Annotated in this window: 10 protein-coding genes; 3 read left to right on the top strand and 7 right to left on the bottom strand. The window is 66.6% G+C overall.

The window, feature by feature from the left end:
- Window positions 1–212: 212 nt before the first annotated feature.
- Entirely contained in the window at window positions 213–1,448 is a 1,236-nt protein-coding gene (locus QO034_RS08875; RefSeq protein WP_284485250.1) for an acyl-CoA dehydrogenase family protein, read from the top strand.
- A gap of 279 nt (window positions 1,449–1,727) precedes the next feature.
- Here QO034_RS08875 and QO034_RS08870 read toward each other — a convergent pair whose 3' ends face one another.
- The 3 genes from QO034_RS08870 to QO034_RS08860 form a co-directional block, all read right to left on the bottom strand.
- Window positions 1,728–2,003 (bottom strand): DUF1467 family protein, encoded by a 276-nt coding sequence (locus QO034_RS08870; protein WP_284485162.1) that lies wholly within the window; start codon window positions 2,001–2,003, stop codon window positions 1,728–1,730.
- A 52-nt stretch (window positions 2,004–2,055) separates the two neighbouring features.
- Complete coding sequence (gene mce / locus QO034_RS08865) at window positions 2,056–2,460, bottom strand: methylmalonyl-CoA epimerase (protein WP_284485161.1); 405 nt, start codon at window positions 2,458–2,460, stop codon at window positions 2,056–2,058.
- Between the two features lie 83 nt (window positions 2,461–2,543).
- Window positions 2,544–3,278 carry an outer membrane beta-barrel protein gene (locus tag QO034_RS08860; RefSeq protein ID WP_284485160.1) on the bottom strand — a complete coding sequence of 245 codons (735 nt, stop codon included), beginning with the start codon at window positions 3,276–3,278 and terminating at the stop codon, window positions 2,544–2,546.
- 214 nt (window positions 3,279–3,492) lie between these two features.
- Between QO034_RS08860 and QO034_RS08855 the strand changes: the two genes are divergently transcribed.
- The gene (locus QO034_RS08855) at window positions 3,493–4,212 is read left to right on the top strand and encodes a response regulator (RefSeq protein ID WP_284485159.1); all 720 of its coding nucleotides are present in this window, start codon (window positions 3,493–3,495) and stop codon (window positions 4,210–4,212) included.
- 130 nt (window positions 4,213–4,342) lie between these two features.
- Here the strand turns inward: QO034_RS08855 and QO034_RS08850 are convergent, their stop codons facing one another.
- The 4 genes from QO034_RS08850 to aspS form a co-directional block, all read right to left on the bottom strand.
- Window positions 4,343–5,065, bottom strand: coding sequence for a GNAT family N-acetyltransferase (locus QO034_RS08850; protein ID WP_284485158.1), 723 nt, complete (start codon window positions 5,063–5,065; stop codon window positions 4,343–4,345).
- A 29-nt stretch (window positions 5,066–5,094) separates the two neighbouring features.
- Window positions 5,095–6,270 carry a DUF1501 domain-containing protein gene (locus QO034_RS08845; protein WP_284485157.1) on the bottom strand — a complete coding sequence of 392 codons (1,176 nt, stop codon included), beginning with the start codon at window positions 6,268–6,270 and terminating at the stop codon, window positions 5,095–5,097.
- A gap of 15 nt (window positions 6,271–6,285) precedes the next feature.
- On the bottom strand, window positions 6,286–7,662 hold the full coding sequence (locus QO034_RS08840) for a DUF1800 domain-containing protein (protein ID WP_284485156.1): 1,377 nt from the start codon (window positions 7,660–7,662) through the stop codon (window positions 6,286–6,288).
- A gap of 106 nt (window positions 7,663–7,768) precedes the next feature.
- Window positions 7,769–9,652 (bottom strand): aspartate--tRNA ligase, encoded by a 1,884-nt coding sequence (gene aspS, locus QO034_RS08835; protein ID WP_284485155.1) that lies wholly within the window; start codon window positions 9,650–9,652, stop codon window positions 7,769–7,771.
- A gap of 407 nt (window positions 9,653–10,059) precedes the next feature.
- Between aspS and carB the strand changes: the two genes are divergently transcribed.
- Window positions 10,060–13,407 carry a carbamoyl-phosphate synthase large subunit gene (carB, locus tag QO034_RS08830; RefSeq protein WP_284485154.1) on the top strand — a complete coding sequence of 1,116 codons (3,348 nt, stop codon included), beginning with the start codon at window positions 10,060–10,062 and terminating at the stop codon, window positions 13,405–13,407.
- Window positions 13,408–13,498: the final 91 nt, after the last annotated feature.

Here is a 13,498-nt window from a genome sequence, read left to right as displayed (position 1 = left end):
CCCCCGAATGACGGAATGGGACCCCTGCCAACCGCATGGGGTCCTTTTTCATGGGCGATCCCGATGCGGGCAGACGCCGCGAAAACCCGTTCCGCTCCGGCCGCCAACCTGAGCCAGATCAAATACGGCGGCGGCGCGCCATGTCACAGTCCCTGCGCAACAGTCATCAGGAAAGCCCGGAGCGGCGAATGCGCTGGGAGGCGCAGGCAGACATGGATATGAATTTCGGAATGCGCGACGACCACCGCAAGCTGCTGGACCGCGTCGCGGCCATGGTGCGCGACGACATCATGCCGATGGAAGAGGAATACGCCCGCGAGGTCGCCACCGGCGACCGCTGGCAGTTCACCGACCGCCAGACCGAAATCCTCGAAGGCCTGAAAGGCAAGGCAAAGGCCGAGGGGCTCTGGAATTTCTGGCTCACCGACAGCGACAGGGGCTTCGGGCTGACCACGGTGGAATACGCCTATTTCGCCGAAGAGATGGGCAAGACTCCGCTGGGCGCGGAGGTGTTCAACTGTTCCGCGCCGGACACCGGCAACATGGAGGTGCTGGAACGCTACGGCAGCGACGCGATGAAAAAGCAGTGGCTCGAACCGCTGCTGGACGGGCGGATCCGCTCCGCCTACCTGATGACGGAACCGGACGTGGCCAGTTCCGACGCCACCAACATTTCCATGCCCTGCGTGCGCGACGGCGACCACTACGTGATGAACGGCGAGAAATGGTGGGCCTCCGGGGCCGGCGATCCGCGCTGCGCCGTCTACATCGTCATGGTCAAGACCGGCGGCGAGGAACGCCACAAGTATCAGCGCCAGTCGATGATCGTCGTGCCCAGCGACACGCCCGGCATCGAGATCGTCCGCCCGATGGAGGTCTACGGCCATGACGACGCGCCGCACGGGCACATGCACATCCGCTTCACCGACGTCCGGGTGCCGGTGGCCAACCTGCAGCTGGGCGAAGGCCGCGGCTTTGAAATCGCGCAGGGCCGGCTCGGACCGGGGCGGATTCACCACTGCATGCGCGCCATCGGGCAGGCGGAATCGGCGCTCGAACAGATGTGCCGCCGGGCGCTCAACCGCGAGGCTTTCGGCAAGAAGATCGCCCATCTGGGCGCGAATTTCGACATCATCGCGGAATGCCGGATGGAGATCGAGATGGCCCGCCTGCTGTGCCTGAAGGCCGCGTGGTACATGGATCAGGGCGATGCCCGCGCCGCAGCACCGTGGATCTCCCAGATCAAGGTGGTGGCGCCCCGCGTGGCGCTCAAGGTGATCGACGAGGCGGCGCAGATCTACGGTGCCCAGGGGATCTCTCAGGACACGCCGCTGGCGCAGGCCTGGACCCATGTGCGCACCCTGCGCCTCGCCGACGGGCCGGACGCGGTGCACCGCCGTCAGGTCGCGCGGGTGGAACTGAAGAAATACACCCAGGAAAAGGTCTGAAACCCAAGGCGCGGCACGGCAACTACCGGCCGCGAGAGGCACCGGAAACCCGGCGAACGGATGGTCAGGGTATCGCGCCGCCCTGACCCGGCCGCCGCCTGCCGCCGTCGCTGTGTCCGGCCCTCTCCGCGGCTCGGCATCGGTGCCCTGGCCGCGGCAATCTTTCGCCTTTGGCGCGACGCGGGAACAGGTCCGCCAGCGCAAGCACGCGCCCAAGGCGTCGGAACAGGTTTCCGGGGACGAAAGAAACCGGATGCGGCCATCGCGCCGGCGCCCGGATCACTCCAGCGGCGGCATCCGGTTGAACCAGTCCAGATCGCGCACGGTGATGACGCCCGACAGGATGATGGCGACGGTGATCGCCCACAGGACAGAGGCCACCGCAGTGGTGATCCAGGCCTTCTTTTTCAGATTATGCACCTCGGGCGCCCCGGCATGGGTGCCGGGCACTATTTCGCCCTTGTCGCCCTGGGTCTGCACCCGGATCGGCAGGGCGATGAAGAAGGTCATGAACCAGAAGACCGCGTAGAGCACGATTGCTGACGTTATGGCCATGTGACTACTCCCTTTCCTGCGGAACCGGGCGCCGGCGCTTCAGCGCCGGGACCTATACCTGTTCCAGTTCGACCAGACAGCCGTTGAAATCCTTGGGATGCAGGAACAGCACCGGCTTGCCATGGGCGCCGATCCTGGGTTCGCCGCTGCCCAACACCCGCGCGCCGGTTTCCTGCAAGTGATCGCGCGCCGCGAGGATGTCCTCGACCTCGTAGCAGACATGGTGGATGCCGCCGGAGGGGTTCTTGTCGAGAAACCCCTGAATCGGGCTGTTCTCGCCCAGCGGATAGAGCAATTCGATCTTGGTATTGGGCAGTTCGATGAAAACCACGGTCACGCCATGATCCGGTTCGTCCTGCGGCGCGCCGACCTTGGCGCCCAGGGCGTTGGCATATTGCGCCGACGCGGCTTGCAGATCCGGAACGGCGATGGCGACATGGTTCAGGCGGCCGATCATGGCGAAACTCCTCTGGGGCGCGGTCTTGCCCCGTTATGCGGCGGTGCGGCGCAAAGGGCAAGCCGCCGGATCGGACCCGCCGGTCAGAACCGGTAGCTCACGCCGAAGACCGGACCGGACTGGTCGAAGGAAAACGGCGTTCCATTGATCACGTTATCGACCGAAATCTGCCGGTATCCGAACCGCGCGGTCCAGTTGTCATTGATCCGGTAATCGGCGGTCAGCAGGACCTGCCAGGTTTCCCTGTCGCTTTGAACCCCGCCGTAATCCGCGACCACGGTGCCGCCCCATCTTTCCGCGATGGCGAACCGCAGGCGGACGCCGATCACCGGATCGACCCAGCTGTCATCGACGCTGCGCCCCACCACCACCGCGCCATTGCCGTCCAGCCCGGTCAGCTTGGTGCGCGTCCTGAACCAGCGAAAGCCGGCGGCCAGATCGACACTGACCGAAGGATCTTCGTAGACACGGTAGCCGGCGTAACCGGAAAAGAGTTCGGTCTTCAGTTCCGAGTTCAGGGTCGACACCGCCTGCCCCTGGACGGGCTGGCCAAAGGACAGATCCGTCATCATGTAGTCGCCCAGGAAGCTCCATCGCCCGTTGCTGACCGCGACTGTCCCCATGAAGGCGAGGTCCAGGTTCTCCAGCGCATCGCTGAAACTGAGCTCGGATTCCGTCGCGCCGATCCCGGTCCTGGTTTCCGGCGTGAACAGGTAGATGTCCAGCGTCGTGCTCCAGCCGCTGCCCTGGGCGAGCGCCGCCGAAGACGACAGCGCGAGGACCGATGCCGCCGCCAGATGTCTCAGTGGTCTGTTCATGCCGGTCTCCCCTGTCGAATATCCTCTCAGATTATTATGCGGCGGCCGCAACTCAATGGACAAATTGCGTTTCCTTTCCGCCCCCGGACGCCGCCGGTCCCGGCCCGGCCGGCGGATATTTCACGAAGAGGCCGCGCATTTTCGCCATGCCCATTAACGCGCTGTTAGCCAAGGGCCCTTAGCGTGATTCGTGTCTGCTGAGAGGAGCCCACCCATGGACGATCCTGATCCGTTTGCCGCCCCATCGCGCATGCCGACCGCCAACCGGCCGCTCTTGGGACTGACCATTCTCGTTGTCGAAGACAGCCGGTTCGCCTGCGAGGCGATGCGCCTTTTGTGCCTGCGCAGCGGGGCGCGCATCCGACGGGCCGACTGCCTGAAATCCGCCCGCCGGCACCTGCAGGTCTACCAGCCCTCCGTCGTCATCGCCGATCTCGGCCTGCCCGACGGCTCCGGCATCGAACTGATCGAGGAACTCGCCAGGTCGATCCCCCGCGTGCCCGTGATCCTCGGCACATCGGGCGACAATTTCTCGCGCGACGCGGCGATCGCCGCCGGTGCCGACGGGTTCCTGGAAAAGCCGATCACCTCGCTGGCCGGGTTCCAGAATGCCGTGCTGTCGCGCCTCCCCGTCCACCAGCGTCCGCTTGGCCCGCGCATCGTGCAGGACGACGTGATTTCGCCCGACCCGATGGCCTTTCACGACGACATGGCCCATGTGGCCGACGTGCTGAGCGAATCCGCCGAGGACACGACCCTGGACTATGTGGCGCAGTTCGTCGGCGGCGTCGCCCGCAGCGCCCACGACACCGCGCTGGCGCAGGCCGCCGCATCCCTCGCCGCCGCCCGCCGCAACGGCGGACCCGTGGCGCGCGACGCCGCGCGGATCGCCTGGATGGTCCGGGAGCGGCTCGATCAGAAACAGGTGATCTGAGATGATCGAACTGTTCCTTCTGTCCCTGTGTTCTCTGGGGCTGGTGCTCTGGGTCCAGTCCTGGGCCGAAAGTCGCGGAAACCGCCCGTCCGGACCGGCGCGGCCGGACTCATCCGACCCCGCCCGATTGTCAGACCGTCGGGTCTGACGCCACTCGGATCTCTTCGGTCAGCCGTCCCAGCGGCGTGATCTGCCGGCCGCTGCCGTCGAAATTGGCAGGGTCCAGCCATTGCCCGAAGGCATCGCGCAGGGCGGGCCACTCCTTGTCGATCGCCGCGAACCAGGCCGTATCGCGGTTGCGCCCCTTCACCACCAGCGCCTGGCGGAACACGCCTTCGTAGCTGAAACCGAGCCGCTGCGCCGCGCGGCGCGACGGCGCGTTCAGCGCATTGCATTTCCATTCATAGCGGCGATAGCCGGCATCGAAAGCCCAGCCCATCATCAGCGTCATGGTTTCGGTGGCGGCGCGGGTGCGTTGCAGCGACGGGCCATAGGCGATGTTGCCGACCTCGATCGATCCGGCCGCGGGGTCGATCCGCAGATAGCTCGCCACGCCGCCGATTTCGCCGGTCTCCCGGTCCCGGATCGCATAGAACATATGCGCCGGGTTGGCGACCGTCTCCCGCACCCAGTCGCGGTATTGCGCTTCGGTCCCGAACGGGCCGCAGGGCATGTAGTCCCAGATCGCGTCATGCCCGGCATAGGCCGCGAACAGCGGCGCGGCATGGTCCTTGGCGGACAGCGGTTCCAGCCGGGCATAGCGCCCTTCCAGGATCTCCCCGCCCGGCGCCTCCGGCGGCGTCCAGTTTTCCACCACCGCGCCCAGCGGTCGCTCCGGATCGGTCTGTGTCACGGCATCACCCTGTCTTCTCTGTCACCCGTTCACAACAGAAAGCCGGGATCGCCGCCCATGTCCAGCCCCGGAAAGACCACCGACTGCAAACCGGCCGTGTCCAGCCCGGTCAGCCCCCGCATGATCCAGGCGGCCGGGGCGCGCACGTCGCCGGTGGGCATGAGATCGCGGCCGTCATAAAGGTCCGCCTCCGCCAGCCCCGGCCAGTCGCCGAACACCCGCCCGCCCCGGATCGCGCCGCCCGCCAGCAGCATCGCGCCGCCGGTGCCATGGTCGGTGCCGCCGGTCCCGTTCACCCGGACCGTGCGGCCGAATTCCGTCATCGCCACGATCGCCGTCTTCTGCCAGACCGGCGCCCCAAGCCCGGCGTGCAGCGTCAGGATCGTCTCGCTCAGCCGGTCCAGCGCCGCGCCCAGCGCCCGCTCCTGCCGGTTGTGCGTGTCCCAGCCGTTGATCGAGAACGACGCGACACGGGTGTCCCCCCGCAATTGCGCGGCGGCGAACTCGGCGATCTTGACATGCGGCTGTCCGCGCCCGCCGGACATTCCGCCGTCTTCGGACAGCATCATCGCCTCGGACAGGGCCGCATGAAAGGCCGGGTCGTCCTGCATCACGAGATCGGCGAGCCGCAATGCCTGCGGGCTGATGGCGAGATCGGCATCCGGGGTCCAGTCCGCGACCGGCGCCGCCCCGGTCAGAAGCTTCATCTCGCCCTGCCCGATCGCGAAGGCGGTCCGCGCTTCGACCCCCGGCAATTGCGTCAGCATCCGGTTCAGCCAGCCGTCGCGCACGCCCGACAGGCTGTCGGTCCCGGCCTCCAGCAGGTCCTGGCCGTCGAAGTGGCTGCGCTTGTCCCGGTAGGGCGTCGACACCGCGTGGACGAAGCCCAGATCGCCCGTCCGCCATAGCGGCATCAGCGGCGCCAGCCGCGGATGCAGCGCGAAAAACCCGTCCAGATCCGCCGCCCCGTTCGCCGGTCCCGCTTTCAGCCCGGCCCGCAGCGTGGCGTATTCCGGCGCGCCATAGGGCTGCACCACGTCCAGCGAATCCATGCCGCCGCGCAGGATGATCACCACCAGCCGCGCATCCCAGGGCCCGGCGGCAAGGCTGATCGGGGTCAGCAGCGGACTCGCCGCCAGCGAACAGCCGACAAAGGCGGACCGCAGCAGGAAGCCGCGGCGGTCAAGGGAAGAAGAAGGGCGCATCACGGTCTCCGGCTCCTAGCGGCGTTGAAACGCGGGCGCGGACAGCACGAGGCCGATCGCGTCCCGCCGGCTTTCGGCGGCCGCCGCGGCAAAGCGCACCGGCTCCGTCGCATAGGGGCCAAGCGCCGTGTCCACGAATGCGCGCGGGTCGGGCAGCTCCGGGCACAGCGCCGCCGGGGCCGACAAGGCCCAGCGCAACCGCGCCGAGACCAGCGGCGGGGTGATCCAGGCGGCGTCCTCTTCGGGCCAGCCATCCGGCCCCGAAGGGCGAAACAACGGCTGCCCCATCTCCCGCAGCGGGTTGACGAGACTGCGGCGCAGAACCTTGGGATCCAGCGCCTGAACATGCTCCGGCGGCACCGCGAGCGCGCGGCAGGCGCTCCCGATGTAATCCAGCGGCGGCTTGACGTTCACCGGGCCGTCGGACCAGGCCGCGGGATGTTCGATCAGCGCCGCATAGACCGCCATCAGCTCGCCGCCGGTCTCGGCGAAACGGGCCGCCACATGCTCCACCAGCGCCGGATCGGGGGCATCGCCGGTGAAATGCACCGCCAGCTTGCCGGCGACATGGCGCGCCGTGGCCGGATGCACCGCCAGGTCGCGCAGCGCGTCGAGCACCGGTTCCAGCCGGGCCGGATCGCCTCCATAGGTCTGGCCGAGCACGGTTTCGCTGCCGGGTTCGGCAAAGGCCGGGCGGAACCGGAACCCGGTCTCCGGCTGGTAGGTCAGGCCGGTGAAGAGTTCCGCCAGCTGCCGCACGTCCGCCTGCGTATAGGCCCCGTTCACGCCCAGCGTATGCAGTTCCAGCACCTCCCGCGCGAGGTTCTCGTTCAGCCCGCCCAGCCGTTCCACCCTGGAGGCCGCCTGGCTGTTCGGCCCGACCGACAGCGCCTGGTCGAGATAGTGCAACATCAAGGGATGGGTGGTGGTGGCGATCAGCAGGTCGGCGAAACGGCCGGTCATGTTCGGTCGGATCGCCTCCTCCACAAAGGGCAGCGCGCTGTGCACCAGGATATTCGACTTGCCCGCGGCGGTGAAATGGTCGGCCCAGAACTGCGCCAGCCGTTCCCGCAACGGAGTCTCACTCCAGGTCCAGCGCAAAAGGTGGTTGGCGTGCCAGCGGTGGCTTTGCGCCCCGAGCCCCTGGCGAAACGTCCGCAACGCCTGCCGCGTCTCGTCCACCGTTCCGGTCTTGCGGGCGGTCCGGCGCATGTCCGCCGCCTTCACCAGGTGCCGGGAATAATCGGAAAAGGTTTCGACCGGAAACCGCAGGGCCATCTGGTCCGGCCCGCGCAGCCCGTCAAGCAGCGCCTCGGGTGACGCAGGCAGAGGCAACGCGGGCGAGAAACCGCAGCCAAACCGGACAGCGGCCTGTTCAGGACGAAAGGGCACGGCGGCAGAACCTGTGAAAAGCGGACCTTCCGCGCCAGATTAGGCCAGATTCGGGCGGCTGTCGCCTGGTTTCACCGGCCGCGCGAAAAACCGCGCAGCCCGTGCGTCAGTCGTCCTGCGGCAGCACCCGCAGCCGCAGTTCCATCAACTGGTCGCTGCCCGCCTCGCCCGGCGCGTTCATCATCAGGTCTTCGGCCCGCTGGTTCATCGGGAACATGATGACCTCGCGGATATTGGCCTCATCCGCCAGCAGCATCACGATCCGGTCGATCCCGGCGGCACACCCGCCATGCGGCGGCGCGCCGTAGCGGAAGGCGTTGACCATGCCGCCGAACCGCTTGCGGACCTCGGCCTCGTCGTAACCGGCGATCTCGAAGGCCTTGAACATGATCTCGGGCTTGTGGTTGCGGATCGCGCCGCTGACCAGTTCATAGCCGTTGCAGGCCAAGTCGTACTGATAGCCCAGCACCTTCAGCGGATCGCCCTGAAGCGCCTCCATCCCGCCCTGCGGCATCGAAAACGGGTTGTGTTCGAAATCGATCCGCCCGGTTTCCGCGTCCTGCTCGTAGATCGGGAAATCGACGATCCAGGCAAAGGCGAAACGGTCTTCCTCGATCAGCCCCAACTCGCGGCCGATCTCGGTGCGGGCACGGCCCGCGACGGCCTGGAAGGCGGACGGCTTGCCGCCAAGGAAAAACGCCGCGTCGCCGACGCCGAGGCCGAGCTGGGTGCGGATCGCCTCGGTGCGCTCCGGGCCAATATTCTTGGCCAGCGGACCGGCGGCCTCGATGCCGGAATGTCCACGTTCGACCCAAAGTTTGTACTGGGCTTCCATCGCTTCCTTAGTTTCAGACTCTGGGCCTTCACCAAACATTGGATCACCTTCGAGAATCGGCCCACCTGCGGATTTTCGCCAGAAGATATATCCCATGCCCGGCAGCCCCTCTTTCTGGGCAAAGGCATTCATCCGGTCGCAGAACTTGCGTGACCCGCCGCCGGGTGCCGGGATCGCGCGGATCTCGGTGCCCTCCTGCTCCAGCAGCCTGGCGAAGATCGCGAAACCGGAGCCCGCGAAATGCTCGGACACGACCTGCATCTTGATCGGATTGCGCAGATCCGGCTTGTCGGTGCCGTACCAGAGCGCCGCGTCGCGATAGCTGATCTGCGGCCAGTGCTGATCGACCGCGCGCCCGCCGCCGAACTCCTCGAACACCCCGGTCAGCACCGGCTGGATCGCGTCGAACACGTCCTGCTGGGTGACAAAGGACATTTCCATGTCGAGCTGGTAGAAATCCGTCGGGCTGCGGTCCGCGCGCGGGTCCTCGTCACGGAAACAGGGCGCGATCTGGAAATACCTGTCAAAACCGCTGACCATGATCAGTTGCTTGAATTGCTGCGGTGCCTGCGGCAGCGCATAGAACTTCCCCGGATGCAGGCGGCTCGGCACCAGGAAATCCCGCGCGCCCTCGGGCGAGGAAGCGGTGATGATCGGGGTCTGGTATTCGCGGAATTTCTGGTCCCACATCCGGCGGCGGATGCTGGCCACCACGTCGCTGCGCAGGGTCATGTTCTTCTGCATCGCCTCGCGCCGCAGGTCGAGATAGCGATAGCGCAGGCGGGTTTCTTCCGGGTATTCTTGGTCGCCGAACACGATCAGCGGCAGCTCGTCCGCCGCGCCCAGAACCTCCAGATCGCGCACATAGACCTCAATCTCGCCGGTCGGGAGCTTGGGGTTCACCAGTTCCGGATCGCGCGCCTTCACATCGCCGTCGATGCGGATGCACCATTCGCTGCGCACCTTTTCCAGCGCCTTGAACGCATCGCTGTCCCCGTCGCACAGCACCTGCGTCACGCCATAATGGTCCCGCAGATCGATGAACAGCACGCCGCCGTGGTCGCGCACCCGATGGACCCAACCGGACAGGCGGACGGTATCCCCGACATTGGCGGCGGTCAGGTCGGCGCAGGTATGGCTGCGATAGGCGTGCATCGGTCGCATCCCTTCAGGACTTGGAAATCTTCGCGCCGATACATCGTGACTGGGTCAGGAAGTCAAGGGCAAGCGGTCCGCGCCCTGCCATCGTCACCGATCACAGGGCGCTTTCCACTTTCACGGTCATCGGCTTCCCAGCCTGTACCGTGACATCATGCAACCACGCCCATGGTTTCCACTTTCTTAAAATATCCCCGCCGGAGGCATGGAATCCTTAAGTCGCACCAGAAAAATTTCATGCCTCCGGCGGGGATATTTCCGGAAAGCGGAAAGCAGCACGGCCTGCCCCTCCGTTCCCCCTTGCACCCCGGCGGTCCATCCCTATAACGCAGGACAATTTGGGCGCGCCGATGCGTCCGACGACTCGCCAGATCAAACGACACTCCGGAACAAGGGGCCGCGCCATGCCGAAGAGAACCGACATCGAGTCGATCATGATCATCGGAGCCGGACCCATTGTCATCGGGCAGGCTTGCGAATTCGACTATTCCGGGGCCCAGGCCTGCAAGGCGCTGCGCGAGGAAGGCTACCGGGTGATCCTGGTCAACTCCAACCCGGCCACGATCATGACCGACCCGGGCATGGCCGACGCCACCTATATCGAGCCGATCACCCCCGAGGTCGTCGCCAAGATCATCGAAAAGGAACGCCCCGATGCGCTCTTGCCGACGATGGGCGGGCAGACCGGGCTGAATACGTCGCTGGCGCTGGAAGAAATGGGCGTGCTGGAGAAATACAATGTCGAGATGATCGGCGCCAGGCGCGAAGCCATCGAGATGGCCGAGGACCGCAAGCTGTTCCGCGAGGCGATGGACCGGCTGGGCATCGAGAACCCGCGCGCCACCATCGTCACCGCGCCCAGGGACGCCCACGGCAAGAAGGATCTCGCCGCCGGCGTGCGCCTGGCGCTGGACGCGCTGGAAGAGGTCGGCCTGCCCGCGATCATCCGCCCCGCCTTCACAATGGGCGGCACCGGCGGCGGCGTCGCCTACAACCGCGACGATTACGAGGCGATCTGCCGCTCGGGCATGGATGCCAGCCCCGTCGGGCAGATCCTGATCGACGAAAGCCTGCTCGGCTGGAAGGAATACGAGATGGAGGTGGTGCGCGACACCGCCGACAACGCGATCATCGTCTGTTCCATCGAGAACGTCGATCCGATGGGCGTGCACACGGGGGACAGCATCACCGTCGCCCCGGCGCTCACCCTGACGGACAAGGAATACCAGATCATGCGCAACCACTCGATCGCGGTCCTGCGCGAGATCGGCGTGGAAACCGGCGGCTCCAACGTGCAATGGGCGGTGAACCCGGCGGATGGCCGCATGGTGGTGATCGAGATGAACCCGCGCGTGTCCCGTTCCTCGGCGCTGGCCTCCAAGGCCACCGGCTTTCCCATCGCCAAGGTCGCCGCGAAACTGGCGGTCGGCTACACGCTGGACGAGCTGGACAACGACATCACCCGCGTCACGCCGGCCTCGTTTGAGCCGACGATCGACTATGTCGTCACCAAGATCCCGAAATTCGCCTTCGAAAAGTTCCCCGGCTCGGAACCCAATCTGACCACTGCGATGAAATCCGTGGGCGAGGCCATGGCCATCGGCCGCACCATCCACGAATCCTTGCAAAAGGCGCTGGCCAGCATGGAATCCGGTCTCACCGGTTTCGACGAGATCGACATTCCCGGCGCGCCCGACAAGGCCGCGGTCATCAAGGCGATCAGCCGGCAGACGCCCGACCGCATGCGCACCATCGCCCAGGCCATGCGCCACGGCCTCACCGATGACGAGATCCACGCCGTCACCATGTTCGACCCCTGGTTCCTCGCCCGGATCCGCGAGATCGTCGAGGCCGAAGACGCCGTCCGCGCCGACGGCCTGCCGACCACGGAGCACGGGTTGCGCCATCTCAAGATGATGGGCTTCACCGACGCCCGTCTCGCCCGCCTGACCGGGCAGACCGAACCCCAGGTCCGCAAGGCCCGCATCGCCGCCGGCGTCACCGCCGTCTTCAAGCGCATCGACACCTGCGCCGCCGAATTCGAGGCCCAGACGCCCTACATGTATTCCACCTACGAGGCCCCGATGATGGGCGAGGTCGAATGCGAGGCGCGCCCCAGCGACCGCAAGAAGGTGGTGATCCTCGGCGGCGGCCCCAACCGGATCGGCCAGGGGATCGAATTCGACTATTGCTGCTGCCACGCCTGTTACGCGCTGACCGAGGCGGGCTATGAGACCATCATGGTCAATTGCAACCCGGAAACCGTGTCCACCGATTACGACACCTCCGACCGGCTCTATTTCGAACCGCTCACGTTTGAGCACGTGATGGAGATCCTGCGGGTCGAACAGGAAAACGGCACGCTCCACGGCGTCATCGTGCAGTTCGGCGGCCAGACGCCGCTGAAACTCGCGAACGCGCTGCATGACGAGGGCATCCCGATCCTCGGCACCACGCCCGACGCCATCGACCTCGCCGAGGACCGCGAGCGGTTCCAGCAGCTGGTGCGGGGGCTCGGCCTCAGGCAGCCGCACAACGGCATCGCCAGCACCGACGCCGAGGCGCTGGAGATCGCGCAGGACATCGGCTTCCCGCTGGTGATCCGCCCCTCCTACGTGCTCGGCGGCCGCGCGATGGAGATCGTGCGCGACCAGGCACAGCTCGAACGCTACATCTCGGACGCGGTGGTGGTTTCGGGCGACAGCCCGGTGCTGCTCGACAGCTATCTCGCCGGCGCGGTGGAACTGGATGTGGACGCGATCTGCGACGGCACCGACGTGCATGTGGCCGGCATCATGCAGCATATCGAAGAGGCCGGCGTCCATTCCGGCGACAGCGCCTGTTCGCTGCCGCCCTATTCGCTGGCGCCGGAAATCCTGGCGCAGATCACCGAACAGACCCACGCCCTGGCCCATGCGCTGAACGTGGTCGGGCTGATGAACATCCAGTTCGCGGTCAAGGCCAATGAACAGGGCGAAGAGGAAATCTTCCTGATCGAGGTCAACCCCCGCGCCTCCCGCACCGTGCCCTTCGTCGCCAAGGCGACCGACAGCGCCATCGCCTCCATCGCCGCGCGGGTCATGGCGGGCGAAAAGCTGTCCAGCTTCCCGATGCGCGCGCCCTATGACGTGGACGCGGATTACGACACGGTGCTGCCGCTGGCCGACCCGATGACCCTGGCCGACCCGAACATGCCCTGGTTCTCGGTCAAGGAGGCGGTGCTGCCCTTCGCCCGCTTCCCCGGCGTCGACACGATCCTGGGCCCGGAAATGCGCTCGACCGGCGAGGTCATGGGCTGGGACCGCGATTTCCCCCGCGCCTTCCTCAAGGCGCAGATGGGCGCGGGCATGTCCCTGCCATCCTCGGGCTGCGCCTTCCTGTCGATCAAGGACGCCGACAAGACGCCGCAGATGCTCGAAGCCGCGCGGATCCTCACCGGCCTCGGCTTCACCATCGTCGCCACCCGCGGCACGCAAGGCTGGCTGGCGGCGCAAGGCATCGCCTGCGACGTGGTCAACAAGGTCTACGAAGGCCGCCCGGACGTGACCGACATGATGAAGGACGGCGGCATCCAGCTGGTGATGAACTCCACCGAGGGCGCCCAGGCGGTCGAGGATTCCAAGTCGATCCGCACCATCGCGCTCTATGACAAGATCCCCTATTTCACCACCGCCGCCGGCAGCCACGCCGCCGCGCTCGCCATCAAGGCCCAGGCCGAAGGCGACGTGGGGGTGAAGGCGCTGCAAGGCTAGGACCTTCGGGACCGGGCCGCAATCCGCCCGGATGCGCACCCGGCCCGCCGGCGTCTGGCAGCACCGGCGTCGCGTTTCGGCGGCGCAGGCG

It is taken from the genome of Sedimentitalea xiamensis (assembly GCF_030164465.1).
In the GTDB taxonomy this organism is placed as follows: domain Bacteria; phylum Pseudomonadota; class Alphaproteobacteria; order Rhodobacterales; family Rhodobacteraceae; genus Sedimentitalea; species Sedimentitalea xiamensis.
Note: the sequence above shows the minus strand (reverse complement) of the source record. Positions and strands in the feature narration are given on the sequence as shown.

Bases quoted from the DNA above. Each gene is read 5' to 3' on its own strand.
- QO034_RS08875 (WP_284485250.1), top strand. From the start codon at position 213: ATGGATATGAATTTCGGAATGCGCGACGACCACCGCAAGCTGCTGGAC.
- QO034_RS08870 (WP_284485162.1), bottom strand. From the start codon at position 2,003: ATGGCCATAACGTCAGCAATCGTGCTCTACGCGGTCTTCTGGTTCATG.
- mce (WP_284485161.1), bottom strand. From the start codon at position 2,460: ATGATCGGCCGCCTGAACCATGTCGCCATCGCCGTTCCGGATCTGCAA.
- QO034_RS08860 (WP_284485160.1), bottom strand. From the start codon at position 3,278: ATGAACAGACCACTGAGACATCTGGCGGCGGCATCGGTCCTCGCGCTG.
- QO034_RS08855 (WP_284485159.1), top strand. From the start codon at position 3,493: ATGGACGATCCTGATCCGTTTGCCGCCCCATCGCGCATGCCGACCGCC.
- QO034_RS08845 (WP_284485157.1), bottom strand. From the start codon at position 6,270: ATGCGCCCTTCTTCTTCCCTTGACCGCCGCGGCTTCCTGCTGCGGTCC.
- aspS (WP_284485155.1), bottom strand. From the start codon at position 9,652: ATGCACGCCTATCGCAGCCATACCTGCGCCGACCTGACCGCCGCCAAT.
- carB (WP_284485154.1), top strand. From the start codon at position 10,060: ATGCCGAAGAGAACCGACATCGAGTCGATCATGATCATCGGAGCCGGA.